We start from the raw sequence: 24,880 nt of genomic DNA on the forward strand, positions 1-24,880 counted from the left end.
TGCCGTTCTGAAAAGCAAACAATGCGTTGACGCTGTATCGTTCAGGTTGCAGAACAATAACCACACTTCTGCAACCTGAACGACGGCAAATTAATCAGTACTGCCGGGCCTGTCCGATATGTTCCTCAAGCATACGCGCTACCGCCTGGATACGTTCGCTACGGGATACCTGCGCCCCGCCAACGCGCCACCAGCTCAGGTACTTATGCACCATCGTTTTGGGAAGCACTTTTATGTCTATCAGCGTGCTCACGGTCTGTTTACGAGCATCTTCCAACGCTTCATGCAGTTGTTCAATGGTGGTGACGCGATAGCTTTTACAGCCATATCCTTCAGCGATGCGAGCGAAATCGACCGGGATAAACCCGCCTTCCTGACGACCGCTCTCCTGCTGATGGAAACGAAACTCGGTGAAGTAACTGTCCATACCGTGTTCCATTTGCAGATTATTGATACAGCCGTTGGTCATGTTATCGAGCAAAATGACGGTAATCTTTTTCCCCATCTGGACGGAAGTGACCAACTCAGAGTGCAGCATCATGAACGAACCGTCGCCCACGAAGCTGTACACCTCGCGTTCCGGCTGCGCCAGCTTGGCCCCCAATGCGGCATTGACTTCGTAGCCCATACAGGAGTAGCCGTACTCGACGTGGTAATCATTCTCGCCGCGGCTTTGCCAGACACGCTGGAGGTCGCCCGGCAGGCTGCCCGCCGCCGCCACCACCAGCGCGTTTTCCGGCAACATCCGGTTAAGCACGCCCAACACGCGCGTCTGGGTCAGCCACGATCGCGTAATCTCATTAAACTCTTCAAACACCTTTTGAGTATCCATATGATCCTCAATTTCAGGTTTGAAGCCCTCTCCGCTATATTCCACAGCATAGACGCGCTCAACTTCCGCCATATATTGCGAGCGGACGCGGTGAATAGTCTCACCCCATTGCGAAGCATAATGCTCCTGGGCCAGCCGTTCGCTAAGCTGCGTCAGGGCGACGCGAGCGTCACCCTGCATCTGTACGCCATCCAGCTTGAAGACATCAAAGCGGCTAACGTTGATATTTAAGTAGCGCACGTCGGGATTCTGGAAGATCCACTTTGAGGAGGTGGTGAAATCGGTATAGCGCGTCCCCACACCGATAATCAGATCGGCTTCCTGCGCCAGCAGATTCGCCGCCAGTGAACCGGTTTCGCCAATCCCGCCGACGTTCAACGGGTGTGCAGAACTGAGCGCTCCCTTGCCAGCCTGGGTTTCAGCAATCGGCAGATGACAGCGTTCGGCAAATCTCAGCAGCGCCTCTTCAGCCTGCGAATACTTCACTCCCCCACCGCAAACGATCAGCGGCCGCTGGTGGCGGCGAATCAGCGCAACCGCCTCGTTCAGCATCGGCTCCGTCGGCGCGTGACGCTCAAGACGATAGACCCGGCGAGCGAAAAAATAATCCGGATAATCCCAGGCTTCACCCTGCACATCCTGTGGCAGGCAAAGCGTCACGGCCCCCGTATCCGCCGGATCGGTTAACACCCGCATCGCGCTGATACAGGCGCTCATTAGCTGTTCCGGACGCGTAATGCGATCCCAGTAGCGGCTAACTGCACGGAAAGCGTCATTGGTGCTCAGCGTCAGATCGTGTTCTTGTTCAACCTGTTGCAAAACCGGGTCGGGTTGACGAGATGCGTACACATCGCCCGGCAGCAAAAGCAGTGGAATACGGTTAGCCGTCGCGGTCGCCGCTGCGGTGATCATATTGGCGGCCCCTGGCCCCACTGAGGAGGTGCAGGCATAAATCTGATGGCGACGCATCTGACGGGCAAATCCCGTCGCGATATGCGCCATTCCCTGTTCGTTACGCCCTTGATGAACGCTAAGTTGGCCACAGTCCTCTTCCAGCGCTTGCCCCAATCCGACGACGTTCCCGTGGCCAAAAATGGCGAAAATCCCTTTTACAAATTTGATTTCGCTGCCGTCTACGTCGATGTACTGATTATCAAGAAAGCGCACCAAAGCCTGCGCCATGGTCAACCTGATTGTTTTCATGTACCCCACCTGCTTTTATCAACCGTTCGGCTGTCGTTGCCTGCTTATGCATCGCTTCAGCCCCAAAAACACAGAGACTTATCATAGGATCAAAATTTCCGTTCTCACAATTATATGGAATTTATATTTCATTTATGGGAAGGAGATCAAAAAACGGTTAAAAAATTTCGCCAGTTAGGCGTATTTTTCATGAAAATGAAATTTATCTTCCATGCGCTTTCAAAAGAAATAACACATTGATAATTAATCAATTAAAACAAAAAACACAACAAAAAACGATCATACCCGTTGCCCGGAAATGCCATTTCTGTGATCTTGTTCAAACAATAAATGAAAATATTATTTCCATTTTTATTGAAAATGAAATCACCAAACCTTAGTATGAGCAAAAATAACACCGTCTTCTGTTAGGGGATATGTCAATGAATAAAGCAGTCAGTAGTGAGCAAAAGCCGCTGGACGTTATCTGTCTGGGACGAGTCGCCGTTGATTTGTATGGTCAACAAATCGGGTCGCGGCTGGAGGATATGACGACTTTCGCTAAATATTTAGGGGGATCGTCAGGCAATGTTGCCTACGGCACGGCCATTCAGGGATTACGTTCCGCTATGCTGGCCCGCGTCGGCGATGAGCATATGGGACGTTTCGTTCGTGAAGAATTAAACCGCGTTGGTGTGGATACGCAGTGCCTGCTGTCGGATCGCGATCGTCTGACCGCGCTGGTGATCCTCGGCATTAAAGATCAGGACACCTTTCCTCTGATCTTCTACCGCGATAACTGCGCGGACATGGCGCTAACACCCGAGGATATCCGCGAAGATTACATCGCTTCTTCACGCGCATTAGCCGTCACCGGTACCCATCTTTCTCACCCCAATACGCGCGCCGCCGTTCTTAAAGCGCTGGAGTATGCGCAAAAACACGGGCTGCGGCGGGCGCTGGATATCGACTACCGCCCCGTACTGTGGGGCCTGACGTCGCTAGGAGACGGTGAAACGCGTTTCATCGCCTCATCACAGGTTACCGAACAGCTCCAGCAGGTATTGCGCCATTTCGATCTGATCGTTGGGACCGAAGAAGAATTCCATATCGCCGGCGGCAGTACCGACACGCTGACCGCCCTGCGGCGCGTCCGTCAGTTGACCCAGGCCGTACTGGTGTGCAAACGCGGCGCGCTGGGCTGCTCAGTCTTTGAAGGCAACATCGCCGATGACTGGTCGCAGGTGAAGATACATAGCGGCGTTCGCGTAGACGTTCTGAACGTGCTGGGCGCGGGCGATGCCTTTATGTCAGGACTGCTGCGGGGATACCTGAACGATGAAAGCTGGGAGCAAGCCTGCCGTTATGCAAACGCCTGCGGCGCGTTAGTGGTATCGCGCCACGGTTGTGCCCCCGCCATGCCAACCAAAAAAGAGCTGGACGACTACCTCGCGCGTGAACAATCCATCACCCGGCCAGACAAAGACCTGCGGCTGAATCACCTTCATCGGGTCACAACCCGTAAACAGCACTGGCCGGAGCTGTGCGTATTCGCCTTCGACCATCGCAAGCAACTGGTGGATATCGCAAATGAAGTCGGCGCGAGTGAATCCGCGATCCCTCCCCTGAAGATGCTACTGCTGGAAGGGGCGCGTCAGGCGGCGCTTGAGGCCGGTTTACAGAATAATAGCGGCATCCTTGCCGATACCACCTTTGGTCAGCAGGCGCTTAACGACGTGACCGGCCAGGGATGGTGGATTGGCCGACCGGTTGAGATGCCCGGTTCGTATCCGCTGAAGCTGGAACATGGCGATATTGGCTCTCAGCTTGTCAGCTGGCCGCAAGAGCACGTCGTGAAATGTCTGGTCTTCTATCATCCACTCGATGCAGAGTCGGTACGTCTTGAACAAGAGGCGCTCATTGACGAAGTTTACCGCGCCTGCTGCCAGTCTGGTCACGATCTGCTGCTGGAAGTCATCTTGCCGCGCGATGCGGCAGACCAAAATGAGCAATACTATCCCCAGATTGTGGAACGTTTTTATCAACTGGGGATCCTGCCGGACTGGTGGAAACTGCCGCCGTTGAGCCCTGATCGTTGGCGAGAAATCAGCCAGCATATTGAGCATTATGACCCTGAATGTCGCGGTATATTGATACTTGGCCTGGACGCACCGGAAAGCGAGTTGAAGTCAGGATTCGCCGCAGCAGCGGATATGCCCTGGGTGAAAGGTTTCGCCGTCGGCCGGACCATCTTTGGCGAACCGTCACGCCAGTGGTTAGGCGGCCAGCTTAACGATGAACAGCTCATCGCAACGGTGAAACAAAAATACCGCATGCTTATCGACTACTGGCGCGAATACCGCCCGGCACGTTAATGCCTGCCTCATCACGCCCCGTGTCTGCATCGGACAAGGGGCGTGTTCAAGGACGATTCCATGCCAGCTCTCACACAACATTCCACATCGATCACGCTGTTTCGCATCAGCGCCGCGATGTTTCTCAACTATCTGACTATTGGCATCCCGTTAGTCATGCTGCCGCTGTACGTTCAGCAGCAGTTGCATCTGAGCGATCTGTTGATCGGTATCGCGGTAGGCAGCCAATTTATCGCCACCTTGCTTACCCGGGGCGCCGCGGGTCGAAAAGCCGACACGTCAGGCGGACGTCGGACGGTTATCACCGGTCAGTTCTACTGCGCCGCATCAGGTCTGCTGATGCTGGTCAGTCTAATCGCTCACCCGGTTCCGCTGCTCGCATGGGCCATACTGATTGTTGGTCGTGTGCTGCTGGGCATCGGTGAAAGTTTCATTTTGACCGGTAATTTAACCTGGGGGATGTGGCTGGCGGGCTCGACCCACGCGGGTCAGGTTATTTCCTGGAACGGCATGGCGACCTACGGTGCGCTGGCTATCGGCGCGCCGCTGGGGCTGTCGCTTTACGCCAGGGCCGGCCTGGCGCTTCCGGCGCTCCTCGTCGTGCTGTTGCCGATCATCGCCAGCGGAGTCATCTATGGCATTCCGGGGAATATCCCAACAGCCCGTCCCCGCGTGCCAGTGCTACGGGTCGTCGGCCTGGTGTGGCGGCCCGGAACAGGGCTTGTGCTCCAGGGCATTGGTTTTGCCACCCTAAGCGCGTTTACCGCCCTCTGGTTCAACGAGCGTCACTGGGATAACACCGGTTTTGCGATGACGCTATTTGGCATTGCGTTTATCGCTGTCCGCTTTTTCTGCGCCAAATTTCCCGACCGTTACGGCGGCGCCACGGTCGCAACCTTTTCACTACTGGTAGAGGGGACCGGACTGGCGGTAATGTGGGCCGCTCCGTCAGCAGGCGCTGCGCTGATTGGCGCGGCGATTACCGGCTGCGGCTGTTCGCTGATGTTCCCATCGCTGGGCGTAGAGGTTGTGCGCAGAGTGCCGCCGGAGATTCGTGGTACGGCCCTCGGCGTCTGGTCAGCGTTTCAGGATCTGGCCTACGGATTTACCGGACCAATAGCGGGCCTGCTGACGCCGTTTATCGGCTATCAGCAGGTCTTTCTTCTGGCCGCGGCCTGCGCGCTGCTGGGCGCGGCGGTTGTCCATCTCCTGCTGCGGCAACATTAAGCTGTTAAGAAGGGGCGAGTCTTTTCCGCCCCTATCGCAAAGACTTCGCTGGCCGCCATCTGCCAGTAGCCAGGGTTAAACAGTTCCAGCGAACAGATCCCCTCATAGCCCTTCTGCACTAGCTCATGCGTGATCTCATGCAGTGGGATCACGCCGTTGCCAGGAAACAGACGATGGCAATGCTCCAGCGTTGCCAGCGGCAGATTATCGGCGTCATCAATATGGTAAACGAAGATCTTTTCCACAGGGATCTGGCGAAGCGTGGTCAGATCCCGCCATTGATCGTGCAGGTAAAGATTAAAGGCATCGACAACCAGCCCGACGTTACTGCGATCGACCGCATCTACGATCTCCATCGCCATGGCAAGACTGCGCACACAGCATCCTGCGGAACCGATCGGCTCAAAGGCCAGCCGCATCTGGCTTTCTTCCGCCACTGCCGCCATCTCGCGCAGACGCTTCACTGAATCTTTCACCGTTTCCCCTGGCGGAAAATTTCCCCCCTGACGAATGGTGGGCACCACAACCAGACAATCACCCCCCACCACTGAGCCAGCATGGCAGGCGAAAGCCAACTGCCGCCGTTTCTCCGCCCAGCTTTCGCTATCACAAAACGTAATGTCTTCCAGCGAATTGTAGCCCCAGGGCTTAAGGTGGCCGACGGCGAAAATGTCTGCCAGCTCGCTTAACGTATGTTTCTGCAACCACTCCTGCAACATATCCAGACGGATTTCGATGTAGTCATAGCCAAAACGTTCCGCCAACACAACATCCTGTGCCAGCGTGGAGTTTCGCATACAGGTCGCTTCATTAAATCCCAGCTTCATCATTCAGATCGACTCCTGCCGCCATAGCAACGTACTGGCGCCTGACGGCGGCAGCGTTAACGCGATCTCTTTATCGCCATCCAGCACCCGACAACGCCTTTCCTGGACATCGCGGTTATACACCACCAGCACACGCTCGCCGTCGGGATTCACAAATCCCACCTCTTCCAGAAGATTATCGTAACTTGAAGAAAGCATGACCCTCGCCCCCGGACGCACATAGCGGCAGAAGTGGCCAATACCATACCAGGAGTGGTTACGCCGCAGCACGTCGTTTTGCGCATCGTATTGAATGGGCGCTTCACACAGATTACCCTGATGATTCGGCCCGCCCTCACTGTTCAGCAGCAGATTCCAGTCGATAAACCCGCTACAACCCGATTTGAAATTACCAATCATGTCATGGAGATAGGTATGCCAGTGGCGAATCTGGCTACCGGCATCGCTCTCCATTGGCACACAGCCTTCGGAAAACAGGAGTTTTTTATCCGGCAGGCACTGGGTCAGATACTGTATTTGCGAAAAATGGTCGCCGGTATACCAGTGGAATGCCAGCCCGTTAATTCCCTTATAATTAGCTTCGTCAGCAAAGGCGAGTTCAGCCCAGTCTACCAGGCCATCTTTATCGTGATCCCAGATATAGATCTCCATCTCATCCATACCCTGCCGGGCGAGGCGCGGACGCAGATACTGCACGGCAAAGGCTGTCTCCTCTTCCACGCTATACAGACAGGAGTCCCAGGTTTTTACCGCCACCGGCTCATTCTGCACGGAAAGCGCCTGCACATTAATGCCGTGGCGGCGGTATTCCAGCAGGTAGTTGATAATGATATCGGCCCAGTCGGCATAGCATTCGCGCCGCAGCTTGCCGCCACCGTTCATATCGTTATTAGTTTTCATAAACGCCGGCGGACTCCACGGCGAAGCCATCAGCTTCATGTGTGGATTTAACCGCAACGCCCCGGAAATCAGCGGTATTAAATGCGCTTCATCGCGGGAAAAGGAGAGTCGTCCCTGTCGCAGGTCAGCGCTGGAATCGACATACGCGTAATTGCCCAGGGAAAAATCACAGCTCTGAATTGGCATCCGCGCCAGAGTGTAATTATGTTCCTGAGCAGAAAAATAAAGGGAAAGAAATTGCGCCTTCGTCTTTTCGCTCATGCTGTTGAATACCACGCCCGCACCTTCGGTAAAGCTGCCGCCGAATCCGTCAATCTGCTGTAACGTGTGGCGCGGTAAGACGCTGATTAATTCACTGCAATCACGCTGACGATGCGAAAAAGAGACCGCACGCTCAACAAGGAATTGCTGACGATACGGATCGGAAGAGATGAGTCTGCCTTTCATAGGGAAGTTCCGGATAAAAGAAGATAATAAATTGTGATATGCCGGATAGGACGCTTAAGCATCGCTATCCGGCAGGAGGTTTTAATACGCGGAAGGTTTATTTGTAGAAATCAGGTTTTGAGGGTAATTCAACAATCTCGGTATTCCCTGTTTCCTGAGACTTCACGCAGGCATCAGCGGTGACCGCAGCCAGATAACCATCCCATGACGTTGGGCCTGCCGGCGGCAATCCTGCGTTCAGGCGATCGAAGAAATCCTGGAACTCAATGTCGTAGGCATCAATAAAGCGCTGTTTCCAGTCAACCAGGATGTCGGTGCTATACTTCGCCGCTTTCCGTACCGCGGCGCTGGCGACGGTTGGCAGCTCCGCCATTCCTTTCTCGCCGGTAACATCGCAGTGAATGTCGTAGCCATACTGGCAGTTCACAAATACTTCAACCACAATATTGATGCCGGAGGTGGTTTCCATTACAACCAGCTGCGGATCACGCAGAGTGGTCACCAGGCTGGACTGGCGCGGGAAGTAAACCTTAACGGTTTTATAATCTTCGTTAAGCAGCCAGTGCATAACGTCAATTTCATGAATCAATGTTTCATAGATAGCCTGTGGCGTTTTGTATTCTGGCACCGTGCTGGCATTGTAATGACGTCCATGAACCATTAATGGCTGACCGATTTCGCCGCTGTCGATAATATTTTTCAGCTGAACGTAACCTTTGTCGTAGCGGCGCATAAAACCAATCTGCACCATGCGCTTACCATTTTTCTGCTCTGCTTCAATCACACGCTGACAATCCGCAGCCGTCACCGCTAACGGTTTTTCGCAGAAAACATATTTGTTAGCATTTAGCGCGGCAACGGCTACATCGGCGTGCGCCTCATTTGATGCGGTAATGATGACCACTTCAACGTCTTTATCATTAATCAGATCGTGATAGTCATTATAATCTTTGGCTTCGATCGCATACTTATCCAGCGCCGCCTGCGCCCTACCCGCGACGATATCACATACGGCAACAACCTCTACACCCGACACGGTGTTGGCCAGACGTCTTAAGTGATCGGAGCCGATCATGCCGATACCTACAATACCTGCTTTTAAAGTCATTTTCTGTTTCCTTTTCAATTAAAGATAATTTTTCAGTAACTCATCAATATGCTTTTTACCTTTTTGCGCATATTCCAATGGGTTATATTTCTTAGGATCCTGCTCGGCCTCAACAACAATCCAGCCAGAATATTGATGCCCGACCAGATAAGCTAATACGGATTTAAAATCAATATTTCCATCGCCGGGGACGGTAAACACACCATCAAGGAAAGAATTGAGGAATGATTTCTTCGCGAGGCGACATGCTTTGAGTTTTTCATTACGCACATCTTTAAAATGAACGTGTTTAATACGATCAAAATGTTTACTCAGTAGCGGCATGACATCGCCGTCAGAAACATATATATGCCCGGTATCAAACAGCAGATGTACAAATTGCGGATCGGTATTCTCCATGAGTCGATCCACTTCCGGCAGAGTCTGCACACCGGTACCCATATGATGATGGAAAGCGAGCTTCAGCCCGTGCGCATTGGCAATTTTCCCAAGCGCATTAAGTCCTTCGCATAAAAGCTGCCATTCGCTGTCGCTGAAGTTAGGCTTCTCTGTATAAACGCACTTATCGATAATACCTTGAATACTATAAGTTTGTTCAGAAACAACGGCGACATATGCATGTATTGCCTGCAAATAAGCACAATGCTGTTCAAAAGCATTCATCGCAGATGCAATACCATCGCGAATAATAAAGGAAGAAAACCACTGGCCTGGTATTTCCAGTCCGCGAAGCATTAACTCTTTATTTAACTCAGCAGGATCCTGCGGATAACAACCGCCAACTTCCGTCCCGGAAAAACCGGTGAGCGCGGCATCACTAAGTATTTGTTTATATGTATTTTCTTTACCAATCTCAGGAATATCATCATTGCGCCAACCGATAGGCGCAATCCCCAACTTAATGCTCTTTTTTACATTGTACATGTTGCTGGCTCCCACTTAATGAAACGCTTTTACTGCATACCGCGATGCAAATTAACCTTTGATGGACAACATATTACTTTTTGTAGCCTGAAAAACTTTATCTATCCTGGTTGAAGAAGTGGGATAAATGCGTCAGGTATCACAAAAAAATCATCACTCTTTAATGATATTGCCAGACTTTTCGCGCTATAGATAAACGCATAAAATATACCGACAAATAAAAATGGCCGCAGTATTGCGACCATTCTCATGACGATTAAATTTTAGCAAGAATTAATATTCAAATAATAAATAATTAGCTTTACGATAGTCCTTGCGATATTGACCGGGCGTTTTCCCCACTTTATTTTTGAAGTAATTCTGAAAATGACTAAGGTTGCTAAAGCCAACACGATAGGCAATAGAGGTGATCTTTTCGCGCCCGCCTTCATCCGTGGTTAGTAACGATTGCGCCTCCCCCAGCCTACGTTTTATCAGGTAATCCATCGGTGAATAACCATAGCGGCGTTTAAATTCATGGGAAACATAATAAGGACTGACATTAAATTTCGTCGCCAGTGTATCCAGCCGAATTGGCTCATAGAAATTGCGATCAATATAGGATTTTATTGAATCAAGTAAATTTTCATGGCGCTGTATGGCATCGTTACCTGTGCGTAATAAGACATTTCCCTCAATGTATTTGAGTACTACCTGGGTCAATAGCTGCGCCATTGCTGGCCCTTCTACCGCATGCTGATTAATAACGGTAAACACGGAGCTCATCAGTTTTTCCACCGTCGCATAATGGTGATACAGTGGAATAACCGGCACAATATCATCCGGTATTAGCGCATTCTCACGTAGACCCGGACACGAAATATTGTTAATCCCACAACAAATAGTGCCAATTGGTCGCCCGCTTTCCAGATACTCATCATGCACCACCTGGCTGTTATAAATGACCAGGTCGCCTTTACGAACCGGGTAGATGCGATCGCCAATGAAATACTCCCCGTCTCCTTCGGTGATAAGAATCAGTTCAACGGTCTGTGGGTGCATATGCATGAACCGGACAAACGGACCATTGCTCTCACTGACCTGACTCACATACGCCAACTGGGGCTGAGCCTTATTCTCTCGTTCTGAAGGACAGAAGCACAAGCGCATGATTTACCCTCCAATATCCGAAACTGTGGTGCCGAAACACCCCTGAAATTTGAATTTTTATACCACACCAAATGAAACAAAAATGCTATATAGATCATAATTTTTTCCAAATCTTTCCTCATCACAACAGACAACCATTGATATAACACCAAATAAAAACAATAAAAATCAATAAGTTAATTAGAATTTTGGTTTCTTGCTGCACATAACCTCGTATAAAAATCAGTCGTCAAATTTTCAAAATAAAATTTCATAAAAATAAATTTGAAATTTTTAATCCTAAAATTTACATTGAATACGGTATGCGTTTTAGGCTGAAGATAACCAGGCTTTCCTGTGACCGCTCAGTCAGAACGTCGTCAACATCGGTTTAAGAGGATAAAAAAGAGATGGAAACAGTCGGCAATTTTATTCATGGTAAAACGACACTGAGCAGCAGCGGCGAGGCGCTACCGGTGACTAATCCGGCCACCGGTAAAGTAATTCGTCAGGTCACCCAGAGCACCCGAGAGGAGATGCTGGCGGCAATTCAAAGCGCACATGAGGCTTTTCCGGCATGGAGTAAAATGACTCCGCTACGCCGGGCACGTATCCTTTTTGAATTCAAAGTATTACTGGAAAAGCATCGGGACGAACTGGCGGCGCTGATCGTCAGCGAGCATGGCAAGGTCTGGTCAGATGCGCTTGGCGAGCTGACGCGCGGCATAGAGGTTGTCGAATTTGCCTGCGGGATCCCGCACCTCAGCAAAGGAGAGTACTCCTTTAATGTCGGCTCAGGCGTTGACAGCTTTTCATTAATGCAGCCGCTTGGGGTTGTGGCAGGCATCACACCGTTTAACTTCCCGGCAATGGTGCCTATGTGGATGTTCCCGGTTGCTCTGGCTTGCGGCAATACCTTCGTCCTGAAGCCGCCCGCACTGGTGCCGTCCGCATCGTTACGTATGGCGCAGCTTCTCCAGGAGGCTGGCCTGCCGGACGGCGTGTTTAACGTTGTTCACTGTGGCAATGAGGCGGCTAGCCTGTTGACCAGCGACCCTCGCGTACAGGCCGTCAGCTTTGTCGGTTCCTCCGCCGTCGCGGAACATATCTATACCACCGCCAGCGCCCATGGCAAACGCGTACAGGCCTTCGGGGCCGCCAAAAATCACGCAATCGTCATGCCGGATGCAGACCTGGACGCCACCGTCAACGCCATTATGGGCGGAGCATTTGGTTCCGCGGGCGAACGCTGTATGGCGCTGCCGGTAGTGGTCGCGGTGGGCGATGAAACGGCGGACCGTCTGATCGAACGCCTGAAACCGCTGATTGCGGCGCTACGTATCGGCCCGGGAGAGCTGCGCGGCAAAGATGAAAATGAAATGGGCCCGGTTGTTTCACGTGCTCATCAACAGAAAGTGTTGGGTTACATCGACAAAGGAGTTAGCGAGGGAGCAACTCTGGTCATGGATGGCCGCAACTATAGCGTGGCGGGATATCCTGAAGGCTTTTATGTCGGCGGCACTCTGTTTGATAACGTCACGCCTGAGATGACCATCTGGCGTGAAGAAATTTTTGGCCCGGTTCTCGGAATTGTGCGCGTCCCGGATTATGCCACCGCCATTAGCACGGTAAACTCCCATGAATTCGGCAACGGCAGCGTGATTTTCACCACCAACGGTCACTATGCGCGCGAATTCGCCCAGTCGGTTGAAGCTGGGATGGTCGGTATTAATATTCCAGTTCCGGTTCCGATGGCATTTCACTCTTTTGGCGGCTGGAAGCGCTCGGTGTTTGGCGCCCTGAACGTCCATGGGCCGGATGGCGTGCGCTTCTATACCCGGATGAAAACCGTTACCTCGCGTTGGCCGAACGGACAGCAGATCGTATCGGAGTTCAGTATGCCGACTCTCGGTTAATACGCTTTCAGGAAGGAGAAGATTATGGCCAACTTGCTGAGTACCTGTACCTCTGAGTCGGGAAATATCCAACACATTTCCCCTCAAAATGCAGGCTGGGAGTATGTCGGTTTTGATGTCTGGCAGTTAAAGGCTGGAGAGTCGATAACCCTGCCGTCCGATGAGCGTGAACGCTGTCTGGTGCTGGTTGCCGGGCTGGCCAGCGTTAAGGCCGCCGACAGTTTTTTCTATCGGATTGGTCAGCGCATGAGTCCGTTTGAACGCATTCCGGCTTATTCGGTTTACCTCCCCCATCATACGGAGGCGAAAGTGACAGCCGAAACCGACCTTGAGCTGGCCGTATGCAGCGCGCCGGGATTCGGAGAGCTTCCGGTACGTCTGATCTCGCCACAAGAGGTCGGGGTAGAGCATCGGGGAAAAGGGCGCAATCAGCGCCTGGTGCATAACATCCTTCCTGATAGCCAGCTCGCCGACAGCCTGCTAGTCGTTGAAGTGTACACTAATGAAGGCGATACCAGCTCCTGGCCCGCGCACAAGCACGATACGGCAGTTGAAGGCCAGGAGACCTATCTGGAAGAGACGTACTATCACCGTTTCAATCCACCTCAGGGATTCTGCTTACAGCGCGTCTACACCGACGATCGCAGCCTGGATGAATGTATGGCGGTCTATAACCGGGATGTAGTGAAAGTACCTAAGGGCTACCACCCGGTTGCCACCATCGCGGGTTACGATAACTACTATCTGAACGTGATGGCCGGCCCGCTACGAAAATGGCGATTCACCTGGGAAGAGAACCACGCGTGGATTAACTCACCAGACTACCCGCGATAACACTTCGTTGAGTGGTACTTTGCCAGCCGTCCTCTGCGGCTGGCTTTTTTATTCAACTCTGCGCCACACACGCTCATAAGATCGCTATCCGCCTTCTCTTAAATTGTTTCCCTGTTTTGTATATAGCGTATTTACGGCACGGCCCCCACCAGGAATACGCAATAAAATAATGATGCAGAAGAAGACTAACCCTATTTGCCGATATTATTATGGATCAAGTAGTTACGTAGAGGTGGTAAACACTGGGGAGGTTTCAACAGGGTATATCCTGTGCGCACTCGCTGGAGGGAGTAAAGGTTGTGTAACCAGCGGAGAATATCTCTGGATATTCTCCGCTAATATTGGAGAGGTATCAGGCTATTACATCGCGACGTTTCCCCTGAATTTCACGCAGCTTGTTCTCGGCCAGCCGTTCAATTTCTGTTAGCGGCACCCCTTTTGTTTCCGGCACATAACGAGAAATAAAGACATAGCAGACCAAATTAAAGACGACAAAAATCCACATCGAGAAAGCGCCGCCGAAGGTCTCCTGCAGCCAGGTGTTATCATTTATGACCGGGAACAACAGTGAGATGAGGAAGTTGGCTATCCACATCAGACTCACCGCCAGCCCCATCCCAAAACCTTTTATCTTTTCAGGGAAAACCTCAGAAATCAGTACCCATGCGCCAACGCTCCAGCTGACGGCAAACAGCAGCATAAAAAACAGGATGCCAAAGATGGTAATGTAACCTGTATCATGGGTGTACAAACCGTATGACGCGATCAACAGGCCGACAATTGAGCCGATGGTACCAATTTTCATAATCGGTATACGGCCATAGCGGTCGAACAGGATCATGCCGATAAAACTGCCCACCACATTACATACCGCGATAAAAATGGTCTGGAACATAACCACTTCGGTACTGCTGTTCTGCAACACCAGCGGCGCATAATAGTTCATTACGTTAACGCCTGTGAACTGTTGCAAAACGGCGATACAGCATCCAACCAACAGAATATAGCGGAGCACCGGCGAGCTTTTCAGGTTGGTGCGTTCTCCCCCGGCGACGTTGTCCTGTGGACGTACGGTTTCTTTCATGCTGTCAAAAATAGCGGCCACATCTGTGGCCGTTAATCCACTGTAGATCCGGGTAAGCACCTTTATCGAACGGGCTTCGCTGCGGTTGTTACGGGCGCACCATGCCGGTGATTCGGGTAGGAAAAGCGTAATCGCTAACATCGCAATGGAGGGTACCACTTGGGCAAAAAGCATAGTCTTCCAGCCCTGGGAAACCAGCACATCAGCAGGCATTCCTTTTGCTATCAGATAGTTGACTATAAACACGATAACCTGGCCAGATACCACGGAGATATTGTAAATACCCAGCGCTTTGCCGCGAATTTCAGCAGGCGCCAGTTCAGACATATACATGGTGGATGCCGTTCCGGCCATCCCAACCGCAAAACCACACACAATGCGGGAAAGGGAGAAGATCATGAACGATTCACTCATCGCCGCCCCTAAGGAAGAAGCGATAAAAATGATCGCAATGATCAGAAGCGCAGGTTTACGCCCCAGTTTATCGGCAATTTTTCCACCGACCAGCGCGCCGATGATACAACCAATCACGATACTGGAAACGGCCCATCCGGTCTCGGTTGGCGTCAGTTGGTAATACTGCTGTAAAGGCAATACCACCCCGGTAATCACCGCCGTTGAATAACCAAACATCAATCCAGCCAGCGCCGCAATACAACACAGGACGTACACATAGGCCGAATTGTACTTACTTCTCTGAGACATAATCCCTCCCTTGCCTGTTGAGGAAACAACACACCAATGAAATTTTTCATTTTATTTTTGCATTCATTAGAAGAAAAATTCCATGCAAAAGATCACGAAATGGAGATGTTCCAGGAAAGAACAAAAAGTACGGCCCCTGACAAATTGAGTTCAGGCACTGTCACGAAAGCAATAAAATTAAGTAAATTCATCAAGATACAGGAGAGCACTGCGCAAAACGCAGCATCTTAACGATAAAAAACGCCAGGATTATGAAATTCGAAATGTGATACCCATAACAAAACATAAGTTTCATTATTGATCATTTTGAAATTAAAACATAGGTTGTGAAACGAGAGTTCTCAATAGCTATAAGATCGTCGGCAGAGCTACGGCAATGACCGACATAAGATGAATTTGTCTATTTGTTCACTAAATTCAAACAGATAGATGAAGTTTATTCTGGAGATAATCTACCTATGTCCACATCAGATAGTTGTTATAATACGGGTTACATATTACGCATCTGCGCGATTGCCGCACTGGGCGGAATATTATTTGGCTACGATACTGCTGTTATTTCAGGTGCGATTGGTTCACTGACCAGCTACTTTCATCTATCTCCTGCTGAGACCGGCTGGGCGGTTTCCTGCGTTGTGGTGGGGTGCGTTATTGGTTCGTTTAGCGCCGGATATTTATCCAAACGTTTTGGACGCAAGAAATCATTGATGGTTTCAGCGCTGTTATTCACTATTTCCGCAGTGGGCACCTCCCTCTCCTACACGTTCACCCATTTTGTGATTTATCGCATTATCGGTGGACTGGCAGTCGGCCTGGCGGCAACAGTATCACCGATGTATATGTCTGAAGTCTCACCGAAAAACATGCGCGGCAGAGCATTAAGTATGCAGCAGTTCGCTATCGTTTTCGGTCAGATTCTGATCTTCTACGTTAACTACAAAATAGCATCGATTGCAGCGGATACCTGGCTCATTGAACTTGGCTGGCGCTATATGTTTGCTGCGGGTATTATTCCCTGCATTTTGTTCTGTATTTTAGTCTTTTTAATCCCGGAATCTCCCCGCTGGATGATGATGATTGGTCGCGAGGAGGAGACGCTAAAAATACTGACCAAAATATCCAACGAAGAACATGCCAGACATCTTCTTGCCGATATAAAAACCTCACTGCAAAATGACCAACTAAACGCCCATCAAAAACTCAATTACCGCGACGGGAACGTGCGTTTCATCCTGATTCTGGGCTGCATGATCGCTATGCTGCAACAGGTAACAGGGGTTAACGTCATGATGTATTACGCGCCAATCGTCCTTAAGGATGTGACCGGTAGCGCCCAGGAGGCCCTGTTCCAGACAATCTGGATCGGCGTGATTCAGCTTATCGGTTCCATTATTGGCGCAATGATTATGGATAAGATGGGGCGTTTGTCGCTGATGCGTAAAGGCACTATTGGCAGCATCATCGGCTTGTTGCTCACTTCATGGGCGCTGTACAGCCAGGCAACCGGTTATTTCGCGCTATTCGGTATGCTGTTCTTTATGATTTTCTACGCGCTTTCCTGGGGCGTGGGCGCATGGGTGCTTATTTCTGAAATATTCCCTAACCGGATGAGGTCGCAGGGAATGAGTATTTCGGTCGGATTTATGTGGATGGCAAACTTTTTAGTTTCGCAATTCTTCCCGATGATTAATGAAAACCCGTATTTACTTTCGCATTTCCACGGCGCATTTCCAATGTGGATATTTGCCATCTGCTGCATCTTCAGTTACTTCTTTATCTGCCGTTACCTGCCGGAAACAAAAGGCATTTCGCTGGAGAAAATGGAGAGCGTAGTGTTAGCAAAACGCAGAAAAAAACTGCAGCCAATTCAAACCGAACGTTATTCTGATTAAGTTTCACCACAATGCCGATGATCGCTAAATACGATCATCGGCTTGTTTTTTTACTCCGTCGCCAGCGCCAGTGAAACCGCTAACGTTTGCGCCAGACACATGGACGCGACCTGAGAACGGAAACCATCGACCTGCGCTTCACGTACCACAAAACAGACTTCACTGAACGCTGCCAGCGGGCTGACCTGGCTATCGGTTATCGCAATATGGTGCGCACCGCGTTTCGCGCCAAGCTCGACTAATTCCACCACTTCCTGCGCGTAAGGCGAGTAGCTGATGGCAATAACGACATCGTCGGGGCTGACCATACTTAGCTGTTCAGAGAACATTCCGCCAATACCGTCAATTAAAAATGCCCGTCTCTCCAGATGACGCAATGCGTAGGTTAAATAACTGGCCACGCTAAACGAACGACGTAATCCAATCACATAAATATTGTCGGCTTTCGCTAACAGATTTACCGCCGCATCCAACTGCTCATTTTTAATCTGCACCGGTAATTGTTGTAATACCTGTGCATTCACCATTGAAAATAGCTTCAGAATTTCACCCGGCTTTTCCGGGGTAGGTTCCCCTTCATCCGCATTTTTCTGTCTGAACAGACGCGCCCGCTCGGTATAGCTTACAGTTTCCTCCATCAGGTGCTGGCGAAATACCTGTTTCATTTCATTAAATCCGCTAAAACCAAACGCATTAGCAAAACGAATCAGTGTCGAAGGGGGAACATCGGCATGTTGCGCGATGGAAGCTACCGTGTCAAAAGCAACGCTATTACTGTTATCCAGAATATACTGAGCAACTTGTTTAAGACGTTTGCTAAGGCTGTCATAGCGACTGCGGATATCATCCTGCAGTAAGGAAAGTTGAGTTTGATGTTTAGACATGCATGATACTCTAATAGAACGAAAATTTCGTAAATAACCATATTAGCACAAATGAACTGAACATACAGTTAACAACATTCAAATTGCGCTGTGGTTACCTTCAGTACAGAATTTGCTGGCGGGCTGGGTTCTGAGCAATCTGAATCTGACCGCATAAATGCGACAGGATCAGCATTGTTATGACTGGACGATGCCCGCAGCCAGGCGGCATCGCAAACGTTGAAAGGCAGAAGATGACGTTTATAAATCACGAAACCTTCATCTTTTATTGCGAACTGGCTCTTTTCGTCCCGCATACGGCAACCGGCGGAACACTCTTAGTGTATTACACTGATTACTTTAAGGATATGCGTCTACTCTTTTTCAATACTGAGCGGCAAATGATTTTTCAGTATTGCTTTAACGTCTCCCGGCGAGCGGAATGCGCTTTCGATGGCAAGATGCCCCATATAAAACAGCCAGCCACAAGGCTGGCTGACCGCATAGTCATTTAATACGCTGTTACGTTCTGAGCTTTTTTCGCCAGCCCATCCAGCAATTTCTGATGGATGCCGCCGAAACCGCCGTTGCTCATCACCAGGATGTGATCGCCAGGCTGTGCGGTTTTCACCACCATTTCCGCCAGCGTATCGACATCGCCACTCCAGTGAGCAGGCTGTACGCAGGCTTCAGCGACTTCCGCCACTTGCCACGGAATATGCGGCGGCTGCAGCAGGAACACTTCATCCGCACGCCCTAACGACGGTGCCAGGTCATCCTTGCATAACCCCATCTTCATCGTGTTAGAACGCGGCTCCAGCACTGCGATAATGCGCGCGGTGCCGCCCACTTTACCGCGCAGCGCCGCCAGCGTGGCCAGAATTGCCGTCGGGTGGTGAGCAAAATCGTCATACACCGTCACGCCGTTCGCTTCGCCGCGTAGCTCCAGACGGCGGCGGGCGTTAATAAATGACCCCAGCGCACTGGCCGCTTCAGCGGGCGCGACGCCCACGTGGCGCGCGGCGGCAATCGCCATCAGACCGTTGTGCATGTTATGTTCGCCGACCAGACCCCATTTCACATCGCCGACTTTTTCGCCGTCCAGCCACACTTCCCACTCGGAAGCATCCGTAGTCAGCTTCTTCGCCTGCCAGTGTCCCTGCTCGCCCACCAGCTCCTGCTCGCTCCAGCAGCCCAGCGCCATGGTCTGTTTCAGGTTGATGTCGTTTTCCGGCCAGATGATGCGCCCCTGCCCCGGCACGATGCGCACCAGATGGTGGAACTGCTTCTGGATCGCTTTCAGATCGTCGAAGATGTCAGCATGATCAAACTCAAGGTTGTTGAGGATCAGCGTCCGCGGGCAGTAATGCACAAATTTAGAACGTTTATCAAAGAACGCGCAGTCGTACTCATCCGCTTCGATAACAAAGAACGGGCTCTCGCCCAGGCGCGCGGAAACCTCAAAGTTGCCCGGTACGCCGCCAATCACAAAGCCCGGTTTGTACCCGCACGCTTCCAGTATCCAGGTCGCCATGCCTGCGGTCGTGGTTTTGCCGTGGGTACCGGCGACCGCCAGTACCCAGCGATCGCGCAACACAAAGTCGTGCAGCCACTGTGGACCAGACATAAAGGGAATGTTTTTTTCCAGCACCGCTTCCACGCACGGATTCCCGCGCGTCATCGCATTGCCGATAATCACCAGATCCGGCTGCGGATCGAGCTGGCTGGCGTCATAACCCTGGATCAGATCAATGCCTTGCTTCTCAAGTAAGGTACTCATCGGCGGATACACATTGGCGTCCGAACCCGTTACTTCATGACCAAGCGAGCGAGCCAGCATCGCCAGCCCCCCCATGAAAGTGCCACAAATTCCCAAAATATGAATGCGCATACGTCACTATCCTTTTTTTATCTGCGAGCCATTTTACGCACATGTCTGGCAAGTGAGAAACGCATTTCAGGTAAATCTGTACTTTGCTGGCGCGATTCACCTGAGCGCATCATCTGAAATGTTTGTTAAGATTGTTACGGTCGCTTTACTCCAATCAATTGCAGGGAAAGTGTTATGAAAACGTTAGGTGAATTTATTGTCGAAAAGCAGCACGAGTTCTCTCAGGCTACCGGTGAGCTCACTGCTTTGCTGTCGGCAATAAAATTGGGCGCCAAGATCATCCACCGCGATATCAACAAGGCCGGTCTGGTCGATATCCTGGGTGCCAGCGGTGCTGAGAACGTACAGGGCGAGGTTCAGCAGAAACTCGATCTGTTCGCGAACGAGAAACTGAAAGCTGCACTAAAAGCGCGCGATATTGTAGCGGGCATCGCATCGGAAGAAGAGGACGAAATTGTCGTCTTTGAAGGCTGCGAACACGCGAAATATGTGGTGCTGATGGACCCTCTGGATGGCTCTTCTAACATCGACGTTAACGTCTCTGTCGGTACGATTTTCTCGATTTATCGCCGCGTGACGCCCGTCGGCACGCCGGTCACCGAAGAAGATTTCCTGCAACCCGGCAACAAACAGGTCGCTGCGGGATATGTCGTGTATGGCTCGTCCACCATGCTGGTTTACACCACCGGCTGCGGCGTACACGCTTTCACCTACGATCCGTCGTTGGGCGTGTTCTGTCTGTGCCAGGAACGTATGCGTTTCCCGGAAAAGGGTAAAACCTACTCCATTAACGAAGGCAACTACATTAAATTCCCGAATGGCGTGAAGAAGTACATCAAATTCTGCCAGGAAGAGGATAGTTCAACAAGTCGCCCTTATACCTCACGTTACATTGGCTCTCTGGTGGCCGATTTCCACCGCAACCTGCTGAAAGGCGGCATCTATCTCTACCCCAGCACCGCCAGCCATCCGCAGGGGAAACTGCGTCTGCTGTATGAGTGCAACCCGATGGCGTTCCTCGCGGAACAGGCCGGCGGCAAAGCAAGCGATGGTAAAGAACGTATTCTGGATATCATTCCGGAAAGCCTTCACCAGCGCCGCTCGTTCTTCGTCGGCAACCGCCATATGGTTGACGATGTGGAACGCTTTATCCGCGAATACCCGGACGCGTAATCTTTACCACCATGCGGAATAACGCATGAAGCCGCCATTGGGCAATAACATGTCCGATGGCGGCGTTGCCTTATCAGGCCCGTGATTTTTTCGGTTCTTAACCTTTGTCGTTTATGCTCCGCAACGACGCGCCAGATGAGGCGGAAACGAAAACAAGCGAAGACTTTCGGCGTGAGTTGGCTATAATACTCGCCACTTGTTTGTCATAAATTCAAAGGAAACAGACATGAGCTTACTCAACGTCCCGGCGGGTAAAGAACTGCCGGAAGATATCTACGTCGTTATCGAGATCCCGGCTAACGCAGATCCGATCAAATACGAAGTTGACAAAGAGAGCGGCGCGCTGTTCGTTGACCGCTTCATGTCCACCGCGATGTTCTATCCGTGCAACTACGGTTACATCAACCATACCCTGTCTCTGGACGGCGACCCGGTAGACGTTCTGGTCCCGACGCCGTACCCGCTGCAGCCAGGCGCCGTCATCCGTTGCCGTCCGGTTGGCGTACTGAAAATGACCGACGAATCCGGTGAAGATGCGAAACTGGTTGCCGTACCGCACACCAAACTGAGCAAAGAGTACGATCACATTAAAGATGTGAACGATCTGCCGGAACTGCTGAAAGCGCAGATCACTCATTTCTTCGAGCATTATAAAGATCTCGAAAAAGGCAAATGGGTGAAAGTTGACGGTTGGGACAACGCCGAAGCGGCTAAAGCGGAAATCGTTGCCTCCTTCGAGCGCGCAGCGAAGAAATAAGTTCGCTTTTACATAAGCGTCAAGATAAAGGCTCTCATAGTAATGAGGGCCTTTTTATTGGCTAATGAATAGAACACAATTTTTATCATTATTAGTTTAACATTCACGGAATGAATAAGACTTTACCTTATTTTTTATTAAAAAGGGTTGAATACGCTCACATTTTCTCTAAAAAGCTTAAGATAATAATTGTTTTGTGAATGCCCGCAGACTCCTCTGGACTTACGCCCTAAATATTAGCAAGCGCTAAATTCTTATTTAGTGCATAAGCCCGATTACCTTTTTAATAAGGTATCCTAAGCTCTCCCTACCAATAACCGTATTTTTAATCCAACATAACATCCGCTCAAAACACACTTTTTAATATATTTTTAAGGGCTGCCATAATTATTTACTATTTTAAGAGATTATGATGAAAAATGATATATTAATTACCGGTGGACATATCATCGATCCCGCTCGTAATATTAATGAGATTAACAATTTACGCATCATTAACGATATTATCGTTGATGCCGATAAATATCCTGTAACTTCGGAGACCCGGATTATCCATGCCGACGGTATGATCGTCACTCCCGGTCTTATCGATTATCACGCGCATGTTTTTTATGACGCGACGGAAGGCGGCGTCAGGCCTGATATGTACATGCCGCCGAATGGCGTCACCACCGTCGTGGATGCAGGTTCTGCCGGTACGGCAAACTTTGATGCCTTCTACCGAACGGTGATTTGCGCCAGCAAAGTTCGAATCAAAGCGTTTCTGACCGTGTCGCCGCCGGGCCAAACCTGGTCACAAGAAAATTATGATCCTGACAATATTGATGAAAATAAGATCCACGCGCTGTTTCGTCAGTATCGCAACGTTCTTCAGGGATTAAAACTCAAGGTTCAGACTGAGGACATTGCTGAATATGGCTTAAAACCGCTGACTGAATCCCTTCGTATTGCCAACGATTTAAGGTGCCCCGTGGCAATACACTCGACTCATCCCGTCGTTCCCATGAAAGAACTTGTCTCCTTGCTACGCCGCGGCGATATTATCGCTCATGCGTTTCACGGCAAAGGTAGCACCATTCTTACTGATGAAGGCGCTGTCTTAGCCGAAGTCCGTCAGGCAAGGGAAAGAGGCGTTATATTTGATGCCGCCAATGGTCGCAGCCATTTTTCAATGAACACGGCACGCCGGGCCATCGCCAATGGCTTTCTTCCGGATATCATCAGTAGCGATCTCTCAACCATCACTAAACTCGCCTGGCCTGTTTACGCCTTACCATGGATTTTATCGAAATACTTAGCACTCGGCGTCGCGCTTACCGATGTCATTAACGCCTGTACCCATACCCCAGCAGTTTTATTGGGCATGGCAGCAGAAATTGGTACGCTGGCCCCTGGGGCATTTGCCGATATCGCCATCTTTAAATTAAAAAACAGGCATGTTGAATTTGCCGATATTCATGGTGAAACGCTCACGGGGACGCATGTGCTGGTACCACAAATGACCATAAAATCCGGTGAGATATTATTTCGTCAAATTGATTTTGGCGCGCGGCCAAACGGAGTTGAAAAATGACCTCAATGCAAAAATGGCTACGGATCGGCGCGACATTAATGTTCGGCCTTTTTGTTGCTTATCTTGACCGTTCTAATCTTTCCGTTACGTTACCTACGATTACACACGACCTGAATATTGATGGCGCAACGGCCAGCATTGTATTAACCATATTTCTTATTGGCTATGCCTTTTCAAATATTTTTGGCGGCGTATTTACCCAGCGATACGATCCGAAAAAAATAGTCATTCTGATGGTGCTAATCTGGTCGATTGCGACCGTTTTTGTCGGATTTACCTCGTCAGTGTATGTTATTTTGATTTGTCGGCTAGTGCTTGGCATTACCGAAGGCATTTATTGGCCGCAGCAGTCCCGCTTCGCCAGCGACTGGTTTTCAGACAAAGAACGGACGCAGGCGAACAGCATTATCCAGTATTATGGACAGTTCCTGGCATTAGGCCTGGGATTTATGATTTTGTCTCCGCTGGATGCTGCCTTCGGTTGGCGAAATGTTTTTATTATCACTGGTGTGATCGGCATTGTTGTTGTGGTTCCACTTTATATAACAATGCTAAAAAAACAGGAAGAAGCGCCTTATTATCGTGCGCCGGCGCCAACAGAGAAAACTAAACTTACCCTGGAATCGCTGGGCGGAACCCCCTTCCTACTCCTTATTTTTACCTACATCACTCAAGGGATGTTGTTCTGGGGAATTACGTTATGGATCCCCATGGTTGTCAATTCTCTCGGCTATACCGGATTCAGTAAAGCATTGGTCAGTTCTCTGCCTTATCTGACTGCGGTTATACTGGCAATCCCTATCTCATGGATCAGTGATAAGACACAAAAGCGTGTACTTATTGCTTCACTGGGCCTACTAATCCCCGGTGTGATGTTATTTCTCCTGCCATTTGTCGATGCGCCGGGCTTTAAAATCACGCTCATTACCCTGGCGATGGGTTATTATGCCGCCAGCTTTACCCCCAATATCTGGTCGATTATCCAGTCGAACGTTAAACCCCATGCGATTGGCCCAGCCTCCGGTATTATTAATGGCATCGGCGCCGGCGGCGGCGGTACGCTGGCAGGCCTTATGGTCGGCTATTTTTACCGGACAACCGGCAGCTATATGCAGGGATTTATGGTTCTCGGATGCATTGTTATCCTGGGCGGCGCGTCATTATTGATCTACGGCAGAATAAGAGCTCATCGTGCCCGGCGCTAGCGCCATCAGCCAGAATGTAAAAAACAACGCCACCCGA

18 protein-coding genes and 1 pseudogene are annotated in these 24,880 nt (G+C 50.5%); 10 read left to right on the forward strand and 9 right to left on the reverse strand.

The window, feature by feature from the left end; genetic code table 11:
- Positions 1 to 94: 94 nt before the first annotated feature.
- Positions 95 to 2,035, reverse strand: a complete 1,941-nt coding sequence (gene iolD / locus NA330_RS09920) for a 3D-(3,5/4)-trihydroxycyclohexane-1,2-dione acylhydrolase (decyclizing) (RefSeq protein ID WP_000849477.1) — start codon at positions 2,033 to 2,035, stop codon at positions 95 to 97.
- Positions 2,036 to 2,451: 416 nt separating this feature from the next.
- Between iolD and NA330_RS09925 the strand changes: the two genes are divergently transcribed.
- Together NA330_RS09925 and NA330_RS09930 are read left to right on the forward strand one after the other, a co-directional pair.
- Complete coding sequence (locus NA330_RS09925) at positions 2,452 to 4,389, forward strand: bifunctional 5-dehydro-2-deoxygluconokinase/5-dehydro-2-deoxyphosphogluconate aldolase (protein WP_077908653.1); 1,938 nt, start codon at positions 2,452 to 2,454, stop codon at positions 4,387 to 4,389.
- A gap of 60 nt (positions 4,390 to 4,449) precedes the next feature.
- Positions 4,450 to 5,616 carry an MFS transporter gene (locus tag NA330_RS09930; protein ID WP_001111174.1) on the forward strand — a complete coding sequence of 389 codons (1,167 nt, stop codon included), beginning with the start codon at positions 4,450 to 4,452 and terminating at the stop codon, positions 5,614 to 5,616.
- Here the strand turns inward: NA330_RS09930 and iolI1 are convergent.
- The 5 genes from iolI1 to reiD form a co-directional block, all read right to left on the reverse strand.
- The gene (gene iolI1, locus NA330_RS09935; protein WP_000976927.1) at positions 5,613 to 6,446 is read right to left on the reverse strand and encodes a 2-keto-myo-inositol isomerase IolI1; all 834 of its coding nucleotides are present in this window, start codon (positions 6,444 to 6,446) and stop codon (positions 5,613 to 5,615) included. The genes NA330_RS09930 and iolI1 overlap by 4 nt on opposite strands.
- Complete coding sequence (gene srfJ / locus NA330_RS09940; RefSeq protein WP_023241859.1) at positions 6,447 to 7,790, reverse strand: lysosomal glucosyl ceramidase-like type III secretion effector SrfJ; 1,344 nt, start codon at positions 7,788 to 7,790, stop codon at positions 6,447 to 6,449. It lies immediately after the preceding gene.
- Positions 7,791 to 7,887: 97 nt separating this feature from the next.
- Positions 7,888 to 8,898 carry an inositol 2-dehydrogenase IolG1 gene (gene iolG1 / locus NA330_RS09945; RefSeq protein WP_000172704.1) on the reverse strand — a complete coding sequence of 337 codons (1,011 nt, stop codon included), beginning with the start codon at positions 8,896 to 8,898 and terminating at the stop codon, positions 7,888 to 7,890.
- 18 nt (positions 8,899 to 8,916) lie between these two features.
- Entirely contained in the window at positions 8,917 to 9,837 is a 921-nt protein-coding gene (gene iolE, locus NA330_RS09950) for a myo-inosose-2 dehydratase (protein ID WP_012601329.1), read from the reverse strand.
- A 258-nt stretch (positions 9,838 to 10,095) separates the two neighbouring features.
- The gene (reiD, locus tag NA330_RS09955; RefSeq protein WP_000332219.1) at positions 10,096 to 10,920 is read right to left on the reverse strand and encodes a myo-inositol utilization transcriptional regulator ReiD; all 825 of its coding nucleotides are present in this window, start codon (positions 10,918 to 10,920) and stop codon (positions 10,096 to 10,098) included.
- A gap of 122 nt (positions 10,921 to 11,042) precedes the next feature.
- On the opposite strand from reiD, the pseudogene NA330_RS09960 reads away from it, so the two are divergent.
- The 3 genes and pseudogenes from NA330_RS09960 to iolB all read left to right on the forward strand — a co-directional run bounded on the left by NA330_RS09960 (position 11,043) and on the right by iolB (position 13,700).
- A pseudogene (locus NA330_RS09960) lies at positions 11,043 to 11,345 on the forward strand (hypothetical protein).
- A 15-nt stretch (positions 11,346 to 11,360) separates the two neighbouring features.
- Positions 11,361 to 12,866 (forward strand): malonate-semialdehyde dehydrogenase IolA, encoded by a 1,506-nt coding sequence (gene iolA / locus NA330_RS09965; protein WP_023194695.1) that lies wholly within the window; start codon positions 11,361 to 11,363, stop codon positions 12,864 to 12,866.
- Positions 12,867 to 12,890: 24 nt separating this feature from the next.
- Entirely contained in the window at positions 12,891 to 13,700 is an 810-nt protein-coding gene (iolB, locus tag NA330_RS09970) for a 5-deoxy-glucuronate isomerase (protein ID WP_000002010.1), read from the forward strand.
- A 352-nt stretch (positions 13,701 to 14,052) separates the two neighbouring features.
- Here iolB and iolT2 read toward each other — a convergent pair whose 3' ends face one another.
- Positions 14,053 to 15,489: a myo-inositol import MFS transporter IolT2 gene (iolT2, locus tag NA330_RS09975; RefSeq protein ID WP_000083109.1), complete on the reverse strand. Its 1,437-nt coding sequence runs from the start codon at positions 15,487 to 15,489 to the stop codon at positions 14,053 to 14,055.
- Positions 15,490 to 15,947: 458 nt separating this feature from the next.
- On the opposite strand from iolT2, the gene iolT1 reads away from it, so the two are divergent.
- A complete protein-coding gene (iolT1, locus tag NA330_RS09980) occupies positions 15,948 to 17,381 on the forward strand; it encodes a myo-inositol import MFS transporter IolT1 (protein WP_000107709.1) in 1,434 nt (477 codons plus the stop codon).
- Positions 17,382 to 17,431: 50 nt separating this feature from the next.
- Here the strand turns inward: iolT1 and iolR are convergent, their stop codons facing one another.
- Positions 17,432 to 18,265: a myo-inositol utilization transcriptional regulator IolR gene (iolR, locus tag NA330_RS09985; protein WP_000033840.1), complete on the reverse strand. Its 834-nt coding sequence runs from the start codon at positions 18,263 to 18,265 to the stop codon at positions 17,432 to 17,434.
- 490 nt (positions 18,266 to 18,755) lie between these two features.
- Positions 18,756 to 20,135, reverse strand: coding sequence for a UDP-N-acetylmuramate:L-alanyl-gamma-D-glutamyl-meso-diaminopimelate ligase (mpl, locus tag NA330_RS09990; protein WP_001219833.1), 1,380 nt, complete (start codon positions 20,133 to 20,135; stop codon positions 18,756 to 18,758).
- A 174-nt stretch (positions 20,136 to 20,309) separates the two neighbouring features.
- Between mpl and fbp the strand changes: the two genes are divergently transcribed.
- The 4 genes from fbp to NA330_RS10010 all read left to right on the forward strand — a co-directional run bounded on the left by fbp (position 20,310) and on the right by NA330_RS10010 (position 24,843).
- Complete coding sequence (gene fbp / locus NA330_RS09995) at positions 20,310 to 21,308, forward strand: class 1 fructose-bisphosphatase (RefSeq protein WP_000853764.1); 999 nt, start codon at positions 20,310 to 20,312, stop codon at positions 21,306 to 21,308.
- A gap of 226 nt (positions 21,309 to 21,534) precedes the next feature.
- Positions 21,535 to 22,065 carry an inorganic diphosphatase gene (ppa, locus tag NA330_RS10000; protein ID WP_000055079.1) on the forward strand — a complete coding sequence of 177 codons (531 nt, stop codon included), beginning with the start codon at positions 21,535 to 21,537 and terminating at the stop codon, positions 22,063 to 22,065.
- 409 nt (positions 22,066 to 22,474) lie between these two features.
- Complete coding sequence (locus NA330_RS10005; RefSeq protein WP_000977207.1) at positions 22,475 to 23,638, forward strand: metallo-dependent hydrolase; 1,164 nt, start codon at positions 22,475 to 22,477, stop codon at positions 23,636 to 23,638.
- The gene (locus NA330_RS10010; protein WP_000203132.1) at positions 23,635 to 24,843 is read left to right on the forward strand and encodes an MFS transporter; all 1,209 of its coding nucleotides are present in this window, start codon (positions 23,635 to 23,637) and stop codon (positions 24,841 to 24,843) included. The genes NA330_RS10005 and NA330_RS10010 overlap by 4 nt, the downstream gene beginning before the upstream one ends.
- Positions 24,844 to 24,880: the final 37 nt, after the last annotated feature.

This window comes from Salmonella sp. NW722, assembly GCF_051702785.1.
GTDB lineage: Bacteria > Pseudomonadota > Gammaproteobacteria > Enterobacterales > Enterobacteriaceae > Salmonella > Salmonella enterica.

What these genes read in the sequence shown, in the direction of transcription:
- NA330_RS10010 (WP_000203132.1), top strand. Translation starts at nt 23,635, where the DNA reads ATGACCTCAATGCAAAAATGGCTACGGATCGGCGCGACATTAATGTTC.
- iolT2 (WP_000083109.1), bottom strand. Translation starts at nt 15,489, where the DNA reads ATGTCTCAGAGAAGTAAGTACAATTCGGCCTATGTGTACGTCCTGTGT.
- iolR (WP_000033840.1), bottom strand. Translation starts at nt 18,265, where the DNA reads ATGTCTAAACATCAAACTCAACTTTCCTTACTGCAGGATGATATCCGC.
- iolD (WP_000849477.1), bottom strand. Translation starts at nt 2,035, where the DNA reads ATGAAAACAATCAGGTTGACCATGGCGCAGGCTTTGGTGCGCTTTCTT.
- NA330_RS10005 (WP_000977207.1), top strand. Translation starts at nt 22,475, where the DNA reads ATGATGAAAAATGATATATTAATTACCGGTGGACATATCATCGATCCC.
- fbp (WP_000853764.1), top strand. Translation starts at nt 20,310, where the DNA reads ATGAAAACGTTAGGTGAATTTATTGTCGAAAAGCAGCACGAGTTCTCT.
- srfJ (WP_023241859.1), bottom strand. Translation starts at nt 7,790, where the DNA reads ATGAAAGGCAGACTCATCTCTTCCGATCCGTATCGTCAGCAATTCCTT.
- NA330_RS09930 (WP_001111174.1), top strand. Translation starts at nt 4,450, where the DNA reads ATGCCAGCTCTCACACAACATTCCACATCGATCACGCTGTTTCGCATC.
- iolB (WP_000002010.1), top strand. Translation starts at nt 12,891, where the DNA reads ATGGCCAACTTGCTGAGTACCTGTACCTCTGAGTCGGGAAATATCCAA.
- iolI1 (WP_000976927.1), bottom strand. Translation starts at nt 6,446, where the DNA reads ATGATGAAGCTGGGATTTAATGAAGCGACCTGTATGCGAAACTCCACG.
- mpl (WP_001219833.1), bottom strand. Translation starts at nt 20,135, where the DNA reads ATGCGCATTCATATTTTGGGAATTTGTGGCACTTTCATGGGGGGGCTG.
- iolG1 (WP_000172704.1), bottom strand. Translation starts at nt 8,898, where the DNA reads ATGACTTTAAAAGCAGGTATTGTAGGTATCGGCATGATCGGCTCCGAT.
- NA330_RS09925 (WP_077908653.1), top strand. Translation starts at nt 2,452, where the DNA reads ATGTCAATGAATAAAGCAGTCAGTAGTGAGCAAAAGCCGCTGGACGTT.
- ppa (WP_000055079.1), top strand. Translation starts at nt 21,535, where the DNA reads ATGAGCTTACTCAACGTCCCGGCGGGTAAAGAACTGCCGGAAGATATC.
- iolT1 (WP_000107709.1), top strand. Translation starts at nt 15,948, where the DNA reads ATGTCCACATCAGATAGTTGTTATAATACGGGTTACATATTACGCATC.
- iolA (WP_023194695.1), top strand. Translation starts at nt 11,361, where the DNA reads ATGGAAACAGTCGGCAATTTTATTCATGGTAAAACGACACTGAGCAGC.